Consider the following 18838-nt stretch of genomic DNA (forward strand, 5'->3'; position numbering starts at 1 on the left):
TGCCCTGCGATTACCAGTGAGACTTTACGTCTCATTGCTTTTCGTCTTCTTCTTTGTTCAGTTTTCAAAGGTCAGTTTCTTTTGTTGCAAAAGCGTTTTGTCCGCATCAGCAACGTTTATAAATATACCAAGATTTTTGCCTTTCGTCAATACTTTTTATCAAGTTTTTATAATAAATATGGAATTATTTTCTCTGCTAGACTTTTATATGCTTTTCCGGTCTCACTAAACCGGTCATAAATGGCTGATATATAGCCACTTTCATTGATTTCTGGTTGTTCAATAGGTAATTGAATTAAAAGTTCTGTTTCTAAGTCAGCAGCAACTTTTTCCCCACCACCTTGTCCGAATATCTTTAGGTCCTTTCCTTCCTCGAGTGTAAAGTAGGACATATTTTCTATTACCCCTATGATTTTATGATTGTTTTTTATTGCCATATATCCTGCACGAGAGGCTACTGACGCGGCTGCATAATGCGGTGTTGTCACAATAAGTTCATTGCATTTGGGAATTAATGTGTGGATATCTAGTGCAACATCCCCTGTCCCTGGTGGTAAATCAATAAGTAAATAATCTAAATCTCCCCATCTCACTTCTTCTAGGAACATTTTAATCATTTTTCCTAGCATTGGCCCACGCCAAATAACTGGTTCTCCCGGTTCAACAAAGAAATCCATTGAAATCATTTGGATGCCATTTGTTTCTACAGGTATAATTTGTCCATTTTCTTTGTGGGGGGATTCTGTTGTTCCTAGTAATACAGGGATGCTAAAACCATATATATCTGCATCAAGTAATCCTACTTTTTTTCCTTGGTTTGCGAGTGCGACAGCTAAATTGGCTGCTACTGTTGATTTACCAACGCCACCTTTACCACTTGCAATTGCCAAGAATTTTGTTTGGCTATTTTCAGAGAGAATATTATCTCTTGCTTGGAAAATGCGGTCTATTACTGCGGCAGGTAGGTATTCTAGTTCGATATTTATTTCTTTTACACCAAATTGTGTAAGAAGTTCTTCTATATTATGTACAAAATGTTCTGTTTCTACAGCTGGATCTGCTAGTGCGATTTTTATATTGGTTGTTTCATTTAATACTTGCACTTCTAAGATACCTTCTGTTTCTTCTAAATCGACTTCTAAAACAGGATCTTGCAGTCGATATAATAATCTAGTAATTTGTTGTTCGTTTAGCATAGTTATAGAACCTCCAAAATGAATGCGCTGACATACTGATTATTATAGCATGCCTACATAGTTTTATCACGAATTCCTTGCTTTTAATTTCGGTCTTTTTTTGATTAAATTACTGTCTATATGGAGAATTTGTATTTTAGATTTTATTTTACTGGATGAAACATAATTATTAAAAAGGCTTTATATCAATGTTTATATTAATTTAGTTTGACTGTTTTTGAAGCTATTTTTAAAAGTAAGGTTTTTTATAAAAATAATTTCACAAATTTTACACATTTTACCAAATGCTTAAAAAGCTTTACATACCAACCAATTATCCAAATTCACCATTTTTTGTCATACAATTGTAATAGAATAAATTTCTTATTTATTGCTATTATAGGGTCACATAGATAAAAAAGGAGTGCTTTGGACTTTGGATAAGAGGTTTATTAAATCAGGTATTATCACACTTATTATCGCATTTTTTGTTGTTTCGATTAATGTTGGAGCTGAAACGGGAGAAGGCGACATTTCGCAAGTGGCGCTTAGCTCGCAGCAACAAAACTTTATTGATGAAATTTTACCTGCTGCCCAAGATGGCCTTCGTGATGGGAAACTTTTGGTCAGCGTTACACTTGCCCAAGCAATATTAGAATCTAATTGGGGAGAAAGTGGCTTAAGCAAAAACTCGAATAATTTATTTGGAATTAAAGGGAAATATGAAGGTGAATCTGTTTCAATGAATACAATGGAAGCATCAGGTGCCACAACGGCAAACTTCCGTGTTTATCCTAGTTGGAAAGAATCAATTGAAGATCATACCGATTTAATTATAAATAATGAACGTTATAAAGGCGCTGTCGGCGAAACTGACTATCGAAAAGCTCTACAAGCAATTAAAGATGGTGGTTATGCAACTGACCCTGGATATGTTGATAAACTAGTAACAATTATTGAACGTTACAATTTAACTCAATATGATGTTATATATGATAAAATCGAAACGCATAGCGAAATGGCTGCTACAGGAAAAGTAGCCCCAAATAAAACACAAGAAATCATCTGGTCAGCTCCATATAACACTGTTGACTCAGAGGAAATCGGCACGCTTGCAAATTACGCCAACCGTAATCTCGAAATTTCTTGGGAAGCCAAAACCGAGAAAGGACTTTGGTATTTCATCCGTGAGAATAACAAAGATATTGGTTGGATAAATAGCAATTCCCTTAATCTTACTTATCATCCCAAAGATGCCGAGAATGTAAATTTAACTAGATATGTTGATGATTTAAATGCAACTGTTTATCGTTTACCTTCTCCTGAAAAGCAATTTGATAAAGGCGTCATCGCTAGTTATGACCGAAAAGCACTTCACGCGGATAAAAAAATCACACGTGATGGTTATGCTTGGTTTAGACTTTCAGAAGGCGGCAGCGAGATTGGATGGGTGCGCGCGGATAAGTTGAATGATCGACTATACGACCGAATTACGGAGCAACAGGCATACAATGGCTACGCTAGCGTTAAAGCCTCTGCGACAGATAACGTTTGGACCTACCCTTACAATACCAAAAATGCGGAAAAAGCAGCACCTCTTACTAACTACGCTAAAGATAAATTAGAATTAGTTACCAAAGCTACCGTTGGAAATACACTTTGGTATCAATTTAAAGTAGATGGGCAGTTAATTGGCTGGGCTAGCGAAAAAGATTTAACAATAATTTATACGCCAGCATCAGAAAAACCAACAACTCAAGTCGCATATATAAAATCTCCAGAAACTATTGTTTACAGTAAACCAATAGAAACAGCAAGCACAGAACTAAAAGCAATTGGTTATTATTATGGAAAATTACTTTCTGTTGATAAAGAAGCAACTATTCTCAATGAAAAATGGTTACATCTCAAAGATAATGACAGTTCTCTTGGTTGGATTAAAGCCACAGATATTCAAAGCTAAAAAAACGAAATCGCACAATCCGTGCGATTTCGTTTTTTTATTTAGACAAATTGTTTCATCTCCAGAATTTATGATAATACTAGTAGTCAAAGTGAATAATCTAATCTGACTCTTGTTTTAAGCATGGAGCATAATAAATTCCGAATGATTATTGTTATTATATAGAGTAGAGGAACAATTTTCTTATTTTATGCTCTGCTATTATACATCAAGCTCATTCACATCTGCTATACAAGGTTTTCCATCTTTATCTAACAATGGGGTTATCCCGCCCGCGTATCCAGAAAGACGAAAAAGATACTGCACACCTGTTTCCTGATCTACCAAGATTTCTATCATATTTAATTTTCCTTGTGTGTATATTTTCTTAAACCGTTCTTCCGCCATTAGTCATTCCTCCAATAATATGTTATTTAGCTTATTATATTATATGGGTAGTTGATTTACAAAAAGTGGTAATGTTTAAGATGGTTTTACATAATCAACATCCATCGTTCCAAAAGGTATAAACGCACTGCGATTATATAGAAAAATAAAAAAGGAGATAACAATGAAAAAAACAAAATTAGGAATTAACACCACTGCTGCAATTCTAGATATTATTAATGCCATCTTATTTACCACATCTTGGTTTATAATTACGTTCATGGCTTTTAGCGAGAGTTTTTCAGGTGGAGATGGCTCACAAACAAGTGCAGTCGGAATTTTCTTTTATGTTATGGCAGGAATCGGACTTATCATTCATATTATTGCTCTAGTTAAATCTAAAAAAGCCGGACTTTCTATTGTTGGGCACATTTTAGGAATAATTGGGTGCGCTTGTTTTGTTCTAACTGCTCTGTTAGCATTTCCAGCGATTGTATTATTAATAATCGCTTCCGTATTCTGTTTTAGACAAAAGCAAGTTCTGGCGTAGGGTAAGCAAAAATTCTGTAGACTCCCTGATTTAAATTATCCTCACAAAACACAAATAAAGTGCGTTCCCAAGATACGGGAGCGCACTTTTTAACATGTATAATTGGATTATCACTGTTTTTCTACTTCAAAAGCTATTTCTTGCGCAGTAAATAGTGTAAATAAAGCGTCTTCTAAAAGCGGGCTCTGCGCATTCCTACTTATATTAATTCTCAGTTCACCGTCGAAACTACACACACCAATGTTATAAGGAGTCTTAGAGCGCGGGCTTAAAATAAAATCAAAACACTCAACATAGCGCGCCATTTCTTCCGGTACCTTCATCTCACCTAAATTGGAAAGCGTCAAACAAGTGGTTTTTTCACTAAAAGAAAAAAAGAATTTCATCAAATAGCGTTTTATAAATAAAGGGATACGTTTAATAATTGGATTTTGCTCCAGTCGAACATTATGAGTAATTCTTGCGCGAAGTCGTTTTTCTGATAGCTCCTCAGTTAGTTGTTGTCGAATCGCGTGCGCAATTTTTGTTAAATGAAGATTCGTTTCTTTTGAATCAATTTCCGGTTTGGCATAAAGCACAAAATTGCGCAGTGTTTGGCTTGGATAAAAGTTGCGCAAGTCAATTGGCAAGAAAAGTTTGATAAGCCGGTCTTTCTGATTTTTATCTTCTTTTTGATTGGCAAGTATTGCTTCAGAAACAAAAGCTGCGATTAAAACCGTCAAACTTACACCTAGTTTTTTAGCTAATTTTTTTAGTTCTTTGACAGATAATTTAATCGTTGTAAGCTGCAATGCTCCTCCTGTTTCTTCGCGGAATTGGTAAATTTTTTTGTTTTTTTCTTTCGGCAGTTTTTGAGGTCTTGAATCTGCCACCTCTAAATATTTATCAGTGAATTCTGCTTCATTTGCTGCCTCAGTTCGTTCGAGAATCCCATCAACTGCCGGAATAGATATATGGTGTTTCATCGTAAGGTATTCCGCAAGAAGAGACTTCAAGAAAACTTCTCCACCTCTCCCGTCTGTCAACGCATGAAAAATTTCCACATGAATGGCTTTTGGAGCATACAACACGCGAAAAGCGCATTGTTCAAGTTCTTCATCAGACATATAGCATAGGAGCGCATTTTGATCTGGTATAACTTTTGGAGGATTATTTACTGCCAATTGGTAATACCAAAATGCCCCTTTATGAATTCGAGCAGCTATTGTTGGAAAACGTTTAACCGTCTTATTTAAAGCAAGTTGTAAAATCTTTGGATCAACTGGGTCTTTTAAGGAAACAGATAATCGAAACAAATTTATCCATTTTTTACTTTTGGAAGCTAAATGAATAATAGATGTGTTATCAAGTTTCATATAACTTTTTTCCTGCTCATGATTAAGTTGCAATAGTTGGGCCGCCCTTTCCTGCTTCTTCTTTTTAGAGTTGTTCATTAAATTTAATTTCATAACAGAATGCTAATTTTCGGTAATAGTCTCTTTCAACAAAATCAGTTGGTTTAATTTTAGTAGCCGAATCCTGAAAATATTCTAATTGCGCGAATTGCAAAATGTTATAAACAAACTGCGAGCAAAACATAATATTCGGCCGAAGAGACACTTTCGTTACGAGACCAACGAGATTATAAGCACTCCCCTTTTCGTTAATTTCTTTAATTTTATCAATAATCAGCTGCTTTTTTTCTTTAGATATTTCGAGCTGATACACCATAACAGAAGCATCACTTTTTTTGTTAAATGACATGATTTTTTCTGGGTTAAGTCCAGGCATTGTAATGTTTTCTCCGCCATTATAGCTGATAGTCGTTTTCAAATCCCGATCAAAACTTAAGGAAACATGGTTATAAGTTTTATTCGTAAATAAGGAAATCACTTCACTTGCCGGGCTGCCTGTGCTAGATATTACAATGTATAGGTGTTTGTCATTTAAGGATTTTGTACATTCTTCAAAATAAGCTTCTGTTAACGTATTTTTATTAAGGTATTTTGTATAACTATGCCTAGGAATATCTTTTAATATTTCATTCAAATTATCTTTTGAAAATGAGTTTTTGCTTTTTTGCCACTTTGTTTTGTAAGCTGTCCCCACCAAATAAACTTCTCTTAACATTTCAAAACTAATGGACGTTGCTTCTTTGATTGAAAATTCACGTTGCAATGTGTATAAATAATAGAAATATCCAACCAAAAATGGCACAAAAATAATCAAAATTGCCGCCACTTTTTTTATAGTGAAAAACATCCAACTTTCCCCACCTGAGAATAGATAGAGTGCAGCCAACACTTGTTGTAAAGCTAAGATAACCAAGTAAATCAGTGACAAAATAAGTTTCGTCCGTATTTTGCTTTTCGACAACCAAAGATAAACGAGTAAAACGGCAGCTGTGATTGAATAAATGACAGCAAAAGGTGCTAGACTCTGTGTTGTAATCAAGAAAATCAATGTTATTATAAGCAAATAAGGTATCCATCTAATATAAATATTTTTTATGTGCAAATTTGTTGTTCTCCTTCCTTACGGGAAATCAGTTTATTTTACTGATACCATTCTTTAAAACTTCTAATTCATCAAGATTTATTTTATTTATGCTACATTATTATTCTAAAAAAATTTATAATAAGCGTCCGCAAAGTGTAGATGTCTATTAAATAGGCAGAATAGCTTCTTGTAGTATGTGTAATAAAACGCTTCAAATGGATTTAAAGTTTACGCCACTTCTCCCCCACTTATTAATAGGTCGAGTTCTGACTATAACACTATAACACATCCAGCACCTGTAAGATGATACAAAATTGCATAAAAACACGCGAATTTAACCGTAAAATTGAACTACTTTTGTCATTTTAACTAAACTTATTAAAAAAGAGAGCCAATAGCTAAATAAGCCTGTTTAGAAATAGAAGTAACAACATTGCGAAAACGTTCATCTGCTATTTTAGCCAGGTCTCATTTCAGGAGTTTCCACGAATATGTTGGTTACCAATTTACTTTCTTCGTTTTAAATCCAGCTCGCACTTTCAAATTTCGCTATGCTGAGAATCTAGGAATACTAGGCAAATAAAAAAACAAACCGAAATTAGATGGTTTGTTTTTCTAAATATATATCTGTGCTTACTATCTAGCAGTTATCATTTGATAATCAGTCTCGTTCGTTATAAAGTGCCTTTTTTTAATATACCTTTATTCCAAATCTTCCGCTGCTCCTAGAATTCTATACTGCAAAAATTCTAAAAAGCTATCTGCCTCAACCTGTCCAATCCCCTCTTCTCTATCCCAGTAATAAATTTTATCTTCTCCTGATTTGCCACAGTAAAAGAATTCATCACAGTCTTCCACGATATACAATTTATTATCTAAATTAAATCCTTTTCTTAATCTTTCAGTAGTGTTTGCGACAGTTGCTATATTATTTCTGGCAATACCTAGCACATCAATTCCTAGAACTCCTCCACTACCATAATTTTCCAAAAACCATTCATAATCACTTGAGAATGAAATTCCAAGGTTATTTTCTACCAATTTAATTCGTTCCATTGAAATTTTACCAGTAAAATCATATTCTTCTTCATATTTATTAATTAATTTTTCAATATCAATTCTATTTACCATGAATTCTAACTCTCCTCACTTATTTAATTTGTGTAGCTCTCCATTTCCAATACTGGCTTCTAAAATTGTTATATTGTTTAGCAAGCTCAGCATTGTTTCTAAAGCTATTTCCGTTCTCAGCCAAACCATGAAGGACAGAATAATATTTATCATGTAAACTTGCAGGCAGTTCCGCCATTGGTCCAGGTTCTATTTGCAACATGTGATGCAATTCTATTTTGCTCCCATCTTCCCATATTGGACTTTTACCTTTTTTCATTAATTCTAAATTTGTTAGTCCAGTTGCTTCATCAATTCTATTCAAGTCTATATTTTCCAATTGATGTACTTTTCTACTTATATCTTTTTGGACTCCGCCAATTTTTGAACTACCTGCAAAGTACGTATCTTTATATTTTAAGCTACTTCCCCCACTACTTATTTTTTTACCTTTAAATGTTTTTCCCTTTTCCAAGTTTTCTAGTGCGCTTTTGGGGATTTTTATTTTTCTTCCTTTGTATCTGCCTCCTGCGTACATATAGACTAATCCTGCGATAATACCAAAACTCTGAGCTTTGCTTATTTTCTGTCCGGTGATGGGGTCTCGACCTTTTTTGAGTGCTGCAACAACTGCCTTGATTACCTCAGCGCTTTCGGTTGCTTGATTGGATACTTTATCCAGTTCACCATTTTTAATGGCTTCATTGTACGCATTGGTGGCTTCTACATCGACTATTCCATTCTTCAATAAAATATGAGTAGCCCCGTTATATCTGATTTCATATTCATTAAAGTTGTATTTTTTCTTTTTAGGCAACAATTCTTGCAATGCTTCAAATCGAGTAGTATCTAGCTTCTCTAACCCATATGTACCTGTTTGGCTGTTAAAAGTAACATGATCCACTAGTTCTTGGATGGCTTTCTTTGCTTGATTGACAAGTTCACTAAATGAGTCGAAAAAGTTAGTGTGACTTTGTTCAAAGGTAATATAACGTTCTAAGATATTCTCTTGTTCTATTGCATCCGTGAATTGCGTTCGAAGACTTTGTTGCTGACCTTCATATAATGTTCCAGTACCAGCAGACATTCTTAAGAGTAAATCTTCTTGTTTTCGCTTAATCTCAGCTAGTCTGTCCATTGCTTCTTGTAACAACTGGGCGTCCACCCTGGAATTAGGTGACGGACCCACTTGTTCGCCAAACTCTCGGATATATTGTTCCAACCTATCTTCACTTTCATTCAATGCTTCGATAAGTGTTTTACAAAGTACTGGATAGGTTTCCTGAAAATAAGTTTGGGAGGTGGTTATGGCTTTTCCTTTTAAACTCGTATCGGTAGCGTACTCTTCGGCGGCAGTTTGGATATTTTTCAGCATCGTTCTTGCTTCGTCATTACTTTTCTTCAAGTTATGTAGAAATTCAGTTAATTCAGCAATGTCAATTCGACTCAATGAGCGTCAACTCCCTGTGTCTTGACATAAGATGTTTTTCCCGTTGCATGTATTCGCATCCTCTCAGTTGGTGTTAATAGGAGTCCATTCTCCAGTCTTTATTATATCATTCACAAATAGAAACACTAGAAAAAACACCCTTCACCATTTTATGTGAGAGGGGTCCTTATTATTCTTAATCTATACATACTTATCACTAGCGTAACACAATAAATAGCGCCTTTTGAGTTGCCAAGGTAATCCTCCTTGACTTTACTACCAATTGTAACAAAGCAATATCCTTTGCCACTATTTCAACTTCCACTGTGTAATTTTATAGTGGCTATCTCACGGAGTAAAAAACAAAAAAAGCATTCCCCTCCGAAAAAGGAAATGCTTTGAAACGTCGATATTAACGTTTTGAGAACTGAGGTGCACGACGCGCGCCTTTAAGTCCGTATTTTTTACGTTCTTTCATACGTGGGTCACGAGTAAGTAGACCAGCAGATTTAAGTGCTGGGCGGTACTCAGGTGCCACTTGTAATAGTGCACGAGCTACACCATGACGGATAGCACCAGCTTGACCAGTGTAACCACCACCGTGAACGTTTACTAGTACATCATAGTTACCTAAAGTTTCTGTAGCTACTAAAGGTTGTTTGATAACTTCACGAAGAGCTGCAAATGGGATATAATCTTCCCAGTCTCTATTGTTAATAACGATTTTGCCGTCGCCTGGTACTAAACGTACACGAGCTACAGAGCTTTTACGACGACCAGTTCCGTAATATTGTACTTGAGTCACTTAGTATTCCTCCTTTATTAATTAACCGCGTAATTCGTATACTTCTGGTTGTTGAGCTGCATGTTCGTGCTCTGCTCCACCATATACGTGTAATTTTTTGAATAATTGACGTCCAAGAGAATTTTTTGGAAGCATACCTTTGATAGATAGTTCTAATAATTTCTCCGGATTGTTTGTACGCATTTCACCTGCAGTACGAGATTTCAAACCGCCTGGATATTGTGAGTGACGGTAGTAAATTTTGTCAGTAGCTTTTTTACCAGTAAGACCAATCTTACCAGCGTTAATGATGATTACAAAGTCTCCAGTATCGATATGTGGAGTAAATTGTGGTTTGTTTTTTCCGCGAAGAATTGAAGCAACTTCACTGGATAAACGTCCTAAAGAAACACCAGTAGCGTCGATAACGTACCATTTACGTTCTACTTCGCCGGGTTTCGCCATATAAGTTGTACGCATGAATTACCCTCCTAAATAAATTGAAACAAATTAGCTCCCGAAAACTGTTCCTAATTCCCGAAATGCTATTCTATATTTTTATTGTTTAAACACAACAACCTTCCGGGGCTTATTGTGGGGCAAACAATACCATAGTCCATAATACCGTTTTCCAGTCAAAAAGTCAATGCATTATTCAATATTTATTCGCTTATTTCACTCATAGTCAACTCGCCATAAATACAATCCTTGTGGTGGTGCTGTTTTGCTTATAAGTTTTTGTCTGTCAGAAGCTAGAAGTGCCTTTGTAATTTCATCTGGAGAAATACGACCTTGTCCAGCATCAAGTAAAGTTCCAGTCAAAATTCGCACCATATTATAAAGAAACCCGTTACCTTGAAAAGCAATCACTAAAGTCTCCTCATCTTCCTCGTAAAAATCAATGCTATAAAGCGTACGTATTTTCGAATCACGCTCTGTTCTCGCGGAACAAAAACTTGTAAAATCATGTTCGCCAATTAAGCGGCTGCTCGCAAGTTTCATTTTTTCCACATTAAGTTCATAGGGATAATGAAGCGCAAAATGCCGACTAAATGGATCAAAAACTTTTGTCCGTTTTATAACATAACGATATTCTTTTCCAACTGTGCCAAATCTAGCATGAAAATCTCCTGACACTTCTTCTACTGTTAAAAAACTAATATCAAATGGCGTCATTACCTGAAGTGCTTTTTGGAATTTCTCTGCTGAGATATCTAATTCTGAATCAAAATGAATCACTTGACCTTTCGCATGTACACCCGTATCAGTTCTCCCCGAAGCTGTCACCCGCACATTTTTCCCTTTATGCATCTTTTTCAGCGCTTTTTCAATTTCCGCTTGAACTGTCCGTGTGTTCGGCTGCACTTGATAACCATAGAACTCACTTCCATCATACGAAATTACCGCTTTATATCTTGTCATCCCGTTCAACTCCGCAACCAAAATAATAATCCACTTAAAATAACTAGTGAAATAAGTAAAAATGTATCTGCAAACCGCCAGTGTAACAAACGAAATCTCGTTCGTCCTTTACCACCGCGGTACCCCCTTGCTTCCATCGCAATCGCTAAATCTTCTGCACGTTTAAATGCACTAATAAATAACGGGACGAGAAGTGGAATAACCGCCTTAATCCGCTCGCTCCATTTGCCACTTGTAAATTCTACCCCACGTGCCTTTTGAGCCTTCAATATTTTCTCCGTCTCATCCATCAACGTAGGTATAAATCGTAACGAAATACTTAGCATAAGCGCAAGTTCGTGAACAGGCAGATGAAATAAGCGAAATGGAGCTAGGATTTTCTCTAGACCATCTGTTAGTTCAATTGGGCTTGTTGTTAATGTTAGCAAAGTGGTCATAAAAATAATTAGGACAAATCGACAAAACATCATAGCCCCATTTGCCAGTCCGAGCGTGGTTATTTGTAAAAAGCCTAAATCCACTAAAACCGTGCCGCCTTTTGTGAAAAAAACTTGTAGCAACAGTGTAATTAAAATTAGCCAAAATATCGGTTGTAACCCTTTAATAAAAAATAAAAATGGCACTTTCGAGGTTAAAACTAGATATAAAATATATAAAAACATTAATGCATACGTTTGCCAATTGTTAGCTAAAAAAACAATTGCGATAAACGCCATAACAGCAGTGATTTTCGCACGAGGATCAAGTCTATGTAACAAAGAATTTCCCGGGATATATCGTCCGAGAATCATTTTATCCATCATGATTAAGCCCCGCCCTTCGCTAAGTGTGGCGCCATTTCCGTTGTTAATTCAGTAATAGTCAAACAAGTTTTGGAAAGTTTAACATTAAATTTCTGCTCAAACAACCCTTGAAACCGCACAACATCAGGAACAGATAAACCAAGATCAATTAATTCAGCTGGATTAGCAAATATTTCTCGGGGGTTCCCAATTTGCAGTACCGTCCCCGCCTTCATTAAAACAATTTTTTCCGCATATCTCGCGGCGTCTTCCATACTGTGTGTTACAAGTACAGTTGTTAATCCTTTTTCTTTATGAAGATTATAAAACATCTCCATAATTTCTTCTCGCCCATGAGGATCTAGACCTGCAGTTGGTTCATCTAGCACGAGTACTTCGGGATCCATAGCCAAAACACCAGCAATCGCAACTCGACGCATTTGCCCACCCGAAAGTTCAAATGGAGAACGAGACAAAATATCTTCAGTTAGCCCTACTTCATAAATCACTTTTTTTGCTCGAATTTTGGCATCTTCTTCTGAGACACCAAAATTGATTGGTCCAAAGCAAATATCTTTTTCAACCGTCTCTTCAAATAACTGCGCCTCTGGAAACTGAAAAACTATCCCTACTTTTTTACGAAGATCTCGAAGTTTCTTTTGTTTTACTCCGGCAATAATTTCTCTATCACCAACTGTTATTTTACCTTCTGTTGGCATTAAAAGCGCATTTAAATGTTGGAGCAAGGTCGATTTACCTGAACCAGTATGTCCAATGATTGCGGAATAGCTACCAGAATCAAAAGAAACATTTACATCAAGTAATGCTCGCTTTTCAAACGGGCTATTTTTTTGGTAACAATAACCTAATTGTTCGAGTTTAATTTCCATAATTGATCCAGTAAGGCTCCTTCCGATAGCACGGTACTTCCAGTTTCAAAGCCACCAGCAACTAATTTTTCTTGCAATTCAATAATAAATGGTACGCCTAATCCAATTTTCCGCATCGCATCTGCCTGTTGGAAAATTTCTTTTGGTATCCCCTCACTATGAATTTCTCCTTCGTTCATCACAATTACTCGGTCAGCAAAAAGAACCTCATCCAAATCGTGCGTAATAGAAATAACTGTTATGTCTTCTTTTTCGCGCATAATCCGAATCGTTTCCATCACTTCCGCCCGGCCTCTTGGATCAAGCATGGAAGTTGCCTCATCTAAAATGATAACATCTGGTTGTAACGCAAGCACCCCAGCAATTGCAACCCGTTGTTTTTGACCACCTGAAAGTCTAGCTGGTTCATGTAATGCATAACTTTGCATTCCTACTTCATCTAGTGCTGATTCGACACGTTTTACCATTACATCATGCGGGATTCCATGGTTTTCAAGACCAAAAGCAACATCATCTTGGACTGTCGCACCCACAAATTGATTATCGGGATTTTGAAAAACCATTCCAACTTGCCTTCTAATTTCCCATATATTTTTTTCAGACAAAACAAAATGCCCGATTTTAATTAAACCATCTTCTGGAAAGAGCAGCCCATTTAGTAGTTTAGCAATGGTTGATTTTCCCGAACCATTATGGCCAACTAGCGCCAACCATTCACCTTTTTCCGCAGAAATTGTCACATCTTTGACTGCAAAATTCTCTGCATCTTCATATTTATAAAAAACGTGTTCCAATCTTACAAAACTTTCCGCCACGCTTAGCACCTCACTTTTTGACCATTCATTGTATATTATAGTATAAACATCCATCTGGCGCAAAATTTCCTTTTTGATTGCGTTCGTTTATTTGGGGTAAAAAGAAAGTACATAGAAACAAAGGAAGTGATACTATGTTACCCGATTTTATTTTACGTTTAGTTGTTGCTGGTGTTCTTGGGGCGATTATTGGCCTTGATCGGGAAATTCGAGCTAAAGAAGCAGGATTTAGAACACATTTTCTAGTCTCTCTTGGTAGTGCTTTAATTATGATTGTTTCGCAGTACGGCTTTTCAGAAATCGCCAAAATGCAAACTATATCATTTGATCCTAGTCGTGTCGCTGCACAGGTTGTTAGCGGTATTGGCTTTATTGGCGCAGGGACCATTATCATTCAAAAGAAATTTGTACGTGGTTTGACGACTGCAGCAGGACTTTGGGCTACTGCCGGAATTGGTCTTGCAGTTGGTGCGGGTATGTACGCTGTCGGAATAGCCGCTACTTTACTTACATTGATTGGTTTGGAGTTTCTTAGCATCGTTTTTAAATCCTTTGGTCTCCACACAACATCCCTAATGTATTCTACTACCGACAACTCCAATCTTGTGAAAATTACAGATAAAATCCAGCAAAATAACCAGCAGATAATTTCCTATAACACAGAAAGAGATATGGTTGGTGAAAACCTTATTTTTAAAGTGAATATTGTAATAAAAACAAAGAATAAGACCGATGAATCCGAACTATTTCACTTTATTCAAAACCTCCCTCATATGACAATTGAGAAAATGGAATAATCTAGCCCTCTTTCCAACCAAAACCGTTTGAATTGTTCACAGAATATCCATTTACATCAGACTTCTGTGTTTGCTATAATTCACCCGTCAGTATAAAAGTGAATAGAGAGAAGGGATGAGATGAAAAAACTTGTAACCAGAGAGCAGTCAACTTATGAGATGGATAAATTGACGCAACCTGCGCTTACAGTGAAAGATGGCTCGGTCGTCAAATTAAAAATAAAAGACCATTTCAATAGCCAAATTCACGAAGAACGCCTTCATTACGGGGAAATCGATTGGAAGCAGTTTTCACCTACAAGCGGACCAATTTTTGTTGATCAAGCAGTGCCTGGTGATTTACTCGCAGTAACGATTGAAAAAATCAAGCTCACAAGTAACGATACTGTATTGCTAAACGGGCCTAACATCGGGATACTAGATGATTTATTACCAAATAATAGTATTAGGCGTTACAAAATTCAAAATAATAAAATCATTTATTCTGAACAAATTAACATCAACGTAAAGAAAACGATTGGCTTATTAAAAACAGAATCTAGAAATGAGTCAAAGCCATTTCACCTGCCCACAAATTATGGTGGTACACTTGATTCATCACATCTGACAGAGGGAGCGACTGTTTTTTTACCAGTTGAAAAAAATGGCGGTTTACTTCATGTTGGTGATGTACATGCCACTACCGGTCTTGGAGAAATCACCTCAAGCTATGCAGAAATCCCAGCAGAAGTAACATTACGATTACAAATTTTAAAAAATAAAAAAGCGCCAACACCTGTCATCATTCAAGACAATTACTTAATTTGTATTGCCTCAAAACCTACTATCGAAAGTGCAGCTAAAACCGCCTTGCAAAACATGGTCAATTTGCTAACAGATAATAATCAGATGACCATTGAAGATGCCGTATTCTTACTATCACTTGATGGCGACTTTCAGATATGCCAGTTATGCCAACCTAACCAGACAGCGAGCATCAAATTAGCATTAGAATATTTTCCAGAAATGCCATTTTTATAAAAAAGACTCTATTGCGTAAAATTCACGCGATAGAGTTCTTTTTATATTTGTTCAAATTTACTTCCTTGGTAATTTTTATTTAGAAATAAAGCAAGTTGAATGGCTTCTTTCTCAGTCTGCTTTTGATTTTTCTTAGACATTTTTTTACTTAAATAAAAATGAAACACAATTTTTTCTCCTGTGATTTTATATCTCCAAGTACCATAAAACAAATCATCTAAAATCAATACTGCTTCGATTTGACCTGCAGACCGCCAAATCAGACTTACCTCTTTTTCGGTAGCTAACCAATCTTTTTTCTGATAACTAACAAAAAGCGGATCAAACTTACCGAGTAAAATTGGCTTTTCTGACTTTAGCTCTTTCTGAACTTCTGTTTTGCTATAATAGTTTCTCCCATCTTCACCTAGATAACAAAAATAAGTTGGGAGTAATTTATCAAGTGTCGCTTGAAATTCGAAGTTTGGTAGTCCCGTCCAATGCTTAAAATCTTGAATTGTTGCAGGACCATATGCGCTAAAATACCGTTCAACCATCTCTTCCAGCCCAGTATGCTCACGAGAAGTAGTTAGCCACGATTTTTCTGTCTCAGAATCTATCCAATAACGATGACTATAAAATTTGGTTTTTGGTGTCTCAGGAACACAAAACAATTTACCATCAAGAGAACCTTGGATAAAAACACCACCCCAAGTCATCAACTTTTTCGCTTGCTCGCCAAATAATTGCGCAAATGCTTCTTTAGGTATTTTTTCTTCACTCAAAAGCAACTGTTCCATTCCTTCTAAGAGTGCATCTAAATCATAACCAAGAGCCTCTGTATGCTTTTTTATCCAATTATTCCTATTCGCATATACATTATGAATAAAAAACCAGTCAGCGGGCGTATACATATGCACAGTCATTCTTTGACCCCATATTTTAATCAACTTTTTCTGATCATAATCGCTCTGCAAATCTTTTTTAGTTAGATTAGTTACACGATTAAATAGACTAATTTCGCCGAATTGCTGATATTGTGACTGTATGCCAAATAGCGCACTTGAAGCTACAGGTGCGCTAGAAAATTTATTATGTAGTAACCCAGAATTATACAAACGATTTTGAACTATTTCTGAGTTTGTTATCAGGTTCATCGACAGTCACTCCTTTGCTCTTCTTTGGAGTATACTATAGATGTTTTTTTAATACAGTGCAAGAAAAATATCACTTTTTAAGTTTGACCTGCATATCAAATTCTAAAGCAGGTCAAACAAAAAAAGCCTGCTTCCTAGCCTACGATTAAGTAGACTAAGAAACACAGAGCTAGACAAGGAAACAGAAAGTCTCCATATCATGACACTCCACTTGCTTTAAACGTTTTGTTATTAAACTAATTCAATAATAACCATTGGTGCGCCGTCACCGCGACGTGGACCTTTTTTCAAGATGCGAGTGTAACCACCTTGACGTTCCGCGTAACGTGGAGCAACATCATCAAATAGTTTTTGTAGCGCATAAACAGGACGGTTTTTCTTCACAGTAGAACCATCTTTACCTTTTGCATCTACTTGAACTACATCTACAACTTCATGACGAACAAAAGCAGCCGCTTGACGACGAGCGTGCAAGTCTCCTTTTTTCCCAGAAGTGATTAGTTTTTCAACAACTTTACGAATCTCTTTAGCGCGAGCTTCTGTTGTTTCAATACGTTCATGTACGATTAAATCCGTTGCAAGATCACGTAGTAAAGCTTTACGTTGTGAGCTTGTACGACCTAATTTTCTGTAACCCATGGAATTGCCTCCTTTATCAGTTTTCGTTTCTTAGAGATAAGCCAAGGTCAGCCAGTTTTACTTTTACTTCCTCAAGCGATTTACGTCCCAAGTTACGGACTTTCATCATATCGTCTTCGGATTTATCAGCAAGTTCCTGTACTGTATTGATTCCAGCGCGTTTTAAACAATTATATGAACGAACAGACAAGTCTAATTCCTCAATAGTCATTTCAAGCACTTTCTCTTTATGGCTTTCTTCTTTTTCAATCATAATTTCAGCTTTTTGCGCTTCATCTGTTAAGTTAACGAAGATACTTAAGTGCTCAGAAAGAATTTTAGCTCCAAGTGAAACTGCTTCTTCTGGGCTGATACTACCGTCAGTTAACACGTCAAACGTAAGCTTATCATAATTAGTTAATTGTCCAACACGGGTATTTTCCACTTGATAGTTCACACGGATAACCGGTGAAAAGATTGAATCAACAGGAAGTACACCAATTGGCATATTTTCGCGTTTATTTTGATCAGCAGGTGTATAACCACGACCACGAGTAGCATTTAAACGCACATGAAATTTAGCATTATCACTTAATGTAGCAATGTGTAAGTCGGGATTTAAAATCTCAATATCACTGTCATAATTAATGTCAGCTGCAGTTACTACACCAGGACCTTGCATATCAATTTCCAATGTTTTTTCTTCATCAGAATAGATTTTTAATGCAAGTTTTTTAATATTTAAAATCATGGTTGTTACATCTTCTACTACACCTTCAATTACAGAAAACTCATGTAAAGCTCCATCAATTTGGATAGAGGTTACTGCTGCACCTGGAAGAGAAGATAATAGAATACGACGTAAGGAGTTACCCAAAGTTGTACCATATCCACGCTCAAGTGGCTCTACAACAAACTTTCCATACTTGGCATCATCGCTGATCTCAATCGTCTCGATTTTTGGCTTTTCAATTTCGATCATTCAAATTTACCCTCCTTCAAAACGTCTAGAATATCAGTCTTTATGTCAAACTCTCTGCCTTAATAGTTAAGACAGTAAAAATCTACTATTGGCAAAAGAAAACGACCACTTATACGCGACGACGTTTTGGAGGACGACATCCGTTATGTGGAACTGGAGTTACATCTTTAATAGCTGTTACTTCAAGACCAGCTGCTTGTAGTGCACGGATAGCCGCTTCACGACCTGAACCAGGACCTTTAACAGTTACTTCTAATGTTTTTAAACCATGTTCTTGTGCTGATTTTGCTGCACTTTCAGCTGCCATTTGCGCTGCGAAAGGAGTAGATTTACGAGAACCTTTAAATCCTAGGGAACCTGCACTTGACCAAGCTAAAGCATTACCATGTGTGTCAGTAATCATTACGATCGTATTATTAAATGTAGAACGAATGTGTGCAATACCAGATTCGATATTCTTTTTCACACGGCGTTTACGAGTATTTGTTTTACGAGCCATTCACTAACTACCTCCTTTACTA

The 18838-nt window shown here is 36.3% G+C and carries 20 protein-coding genes; 4 read left to right on the forward strand and 16 right to left on the reverse strand.

The genetic code is table 11. The annotated features are described in order from the left end of the window. Positions 1-167: 167 nt before the first annotated feature. Complete coding sequence (locus HCJ45_RS13555) at positions 168-1196, reverse strand: Mrp/NBP35 family ATP-binding protein (protein WP_187125172.1); 1029 nt, start codon at positions 1194-1196, stop codon at positions 168-170. A gap of 415 nt (positions 1197-1611) precedes the next feature. Between HCJ45_RS13555 and HCJ45_RS13560 the strand changes: the two genes are divergently transcribed. Continuing rightward, positions 1612-3138: a GW domain-containing glycosaminoglycan-binding protein gene (locus tag HCJ45_RS13560; RefSeq protein ID WP_185381314.1), complete on the forward strand. Its 1527-nt coding sequence runs from the start codon at positions 1612-1614 to the stop codon at positions 3136-3138. Between the two features lie 201 nt (positions 3139-3339). Here HCJ45_RS13560 and HCJ45_RS13565 read toward each other — a convergent pair whose 3' ends face one another. After that, a complete protein-coding gene (locus HCJ45_RS13565; RefSeq protein ID WP_003721154.1) occupies positions 3340-3525 on the reverse strand; it encodes a DUF6440 family protein in 186 nt (61 codons plus the stop codon). 163 nt (positions 3526-3688) lie between these two features. Between HCJ45_RS13565 and HCJ45_RS13570 the strand changes: the two genes are divergently transcribed. Continuing rightward, complete coding sequence (locus HCJ45_RS13570; RefSeq protein ID WP_185347980.1) at positions 3689-4054, forward strand: hypothetical protein; 366 nt, start codon at positions 3689-3691, stop codon at positions 4052-4054. 110 nt (positions 4055-4164) lie between these two features. On the opposite strand, the gene HCJ45_RS13575 is transcribed toward HCJ45_RS13570, so the two are convergent. The 10 genes from HCJ45_RS13575 to HCJ45_RS13620 form a co-directional block, all read right to left on the reverse strand. Further along, positions 4165-5442 (reverse strand): hypothetical protein, encoded by a 1278-nt coding sequence (locus HCJ45_RS13575; RefSeq protein ID WP_187125173.1) that lies wholly within the window; start codon positions 5440-5442, stop codon positions 4165-4167. A 31-nt stretch (positions 5443-5473) separates the two neighbouring features. Beyond that, positions 5474-6511: a hypothetical protein gene (locus HCJ45_RS13580; protein WP_246456581.1), complete on the reverse strand. Its 1038-nt coding sequence runs from the start codon at positions 6509-6511 to the stop codon at positions 5474-5476. 723 nt (positions 6512-7234) lie between these two features. Continuing rightward, positions 7235-7663, reverse strand: coding sequence for an SMI1/KNR4 family protein (locus HCJ45_RS13585; protein WP_187125175.1), 429 nt, complete (start codon positions 7661-7663; stop codon positions 7235-7237). Between the two features lie 19 nt (positions 7664-7682). Continuing rightward, positions 7683-9092, reverse strand: a complete 1410-nt coding sequence (locus tag HCJ45_RS13590) for an HNH/ENDO VII family nuclease (protein WP_187125176.1) — start codon at positions 9090-9092, stop codon at positions 7683-7685. A 391-nt stretch (positions 9093-9483) separates the two neighbouring features. Continuing rightward, positions 9484-9876, reverse strand: coding sequence for a 30S ribosomal protein S9 (gene rpsI / locus HCJ45_RS13595; RefSeq protein ID WP_038407925.1), 393 nt, complete (start codon positions 9874-9876; stop codon positions 9484-9486). A 21-nt stretch (positions 9877-9897) separates the two neighbouring features. Then, the gene (rplM, locus tag HCJ45_RS13600) at positions 9898-10335 is read right to left on the reverse strand and encodes a 50S ribosomal protein L13 (RefSeq protein ID WP_003720909.1); all 438 of its coding nucleotides are present in this window, start codon (positions 10333-10335) and stop codon (positions 9898-9900) included. A gap of 195 nt (positions 10336-10530) precedes the next feature. After that, positions 10531-11277, reverse strand: a complete 747-nt coding sequence (truA, locus tag HCJ45_RS13605; RefSeq protein ID WP_185348000.1) for a tRNA pseudouridine(38-40) synthase TruA — start codon at positions 11275-11277, stop codon at positions 10531-10533. 5 nt (positions 11278-11282) lie between these two features. Then, positions 11283-12080 (reverse strand): energy-coupling factor transporter transmembrane component T family protein, encoded by a 798-nt coding sequence (locus HCJ45_RS13610; protein ID WP_185381318.1) that lies wholly within the window; start codon positions 12078-12080, stop codon positions 11283-11285. A 2-nt stretch (positions 12081-12082) separates the two neighbouring features. After that, positions 12083-12949 carry an energy-coupling factor ABC transporter ATP-binding protein gene (locus HCJ45_RS13615; protein ID WP_187125177.1) on the reverse strand — a complete coding sequence of 289 codons (867 nt, stop codon included), beginning with the start codon at positions 12947-12949 and terminating at the stop codon, positions 12083-12085. Next, positions 12925-13764 carry an energy-coupling factor ABC transporter ATP-binding protein gene (locus tag HCJ45_RS13620; protein ID WP_187125178.1) on the reverse strand — a complete coding sequence of 280 codons (840 nt, stop codon included), beginning with the start codon at positions 13762-13764 and terminating at the stop codon, positions 12925-12927. The genes HCJ45_RS13615 and HCJ45_RS13620 overlap by 25 nt, the downstream gene beginning before the upstream one ends. Positions 13765-13898: 134 nt before the next feature. On the opposite strand from HCJ45_RS13620, the gene HCJ45_RS13625 reads away from it, so the two are divergent. Both HCJ45_RS13625 and HCJ45_RS13630 read left to right on the forward strand, forming a co-directional pair. Beyond that, on the forward strand, positions 13899-14561 hold the full coding sequence (locus HCJ45_RS13625; protein ID WP_185398131.1) for an MgtC/SapB family protein: 663 nt from the start codon (positions 13899-13901) through the stop codon (positions 14559-14561). A gap of 120 nt (positions 14562-14681) precedes the next feature. Continuing rightward, the gene (locus tag HCJ45_RS13630) at positions 14682-15581 is read left to right on the forward strand and encodes an acetamidase/formamidase family protein (RefSeq protein ID WP_187125179.1); all 900 of its coding nucleotides are present in this window, start codon (positions 14682-14684) and stop codon (positions 15579-15581) included. A 41-nt stretch (positions 15582-15622) separates the two neighbouring features. Here HCJ45_RS13630 and HCJ45_RS13635 read toward each other — a convergent pair whose 3' ends face one another. The 4 genes from HCJ45_RS13635 to rpsK all read right to left on the reverse strand — a co-directional run bounded on the left by HCJ45_RS13635 (position 15623) and on the right by rpsK (position 18816). Next, complete coding sequence (locus HCJ45_RS13635; RefSeq protein WP_187125180.1) at positions 15623-16717, reverse strand: DNA glycosylase AlkZ-like family protein; 1095 nt, start codon at positions 16715-16717, stop codon at positions 15623-15625. A gap of 231 nt (positions 16718-16948) precedes the next feature. Then, entirely contained in the window at positions 16949-17356 is a 408-nt protein-coding gene (rplQ, locus tag HCJ45_RS13640) for a 50S ribosomal protein L17 (protein ID WP_014093808.1), read from the reverse strand. Between the two features lie 16 nt (positions 17357-17372). Next, entirely contained in the window at positions 17373-18317 is a 945-nt protein-coding gene (locus HCJ45_RS13645; protein ID WP_185348014.1) for a DNA-directed RNA polymerase subunit alpha, read from the reverse strand. Positions 18318-18426: 109 nt separating this feature from the next. Then, complete coding sequence (gene rpsK / locus HCJ45_RS13650) at positions 18427-18816, reverse strand: 30S ribosomal protein S11 (RefSeq protein WP_003720926.1); 390 nt, start codon at positions 18814-18816, stop codon at positions 18427-18429. Positions 18817-18838: the final 22 nt, after the last annotated feature.

Origin of the sequence: Listeria immobilis, assembly GCF_014322845.1 — a bacterium.
Taxonomy (GTDB): Bacteria; Bacillota; Bacilli; order Lactobacillales; family Listeriaceae; genus Listeria; species Listeria immobilis.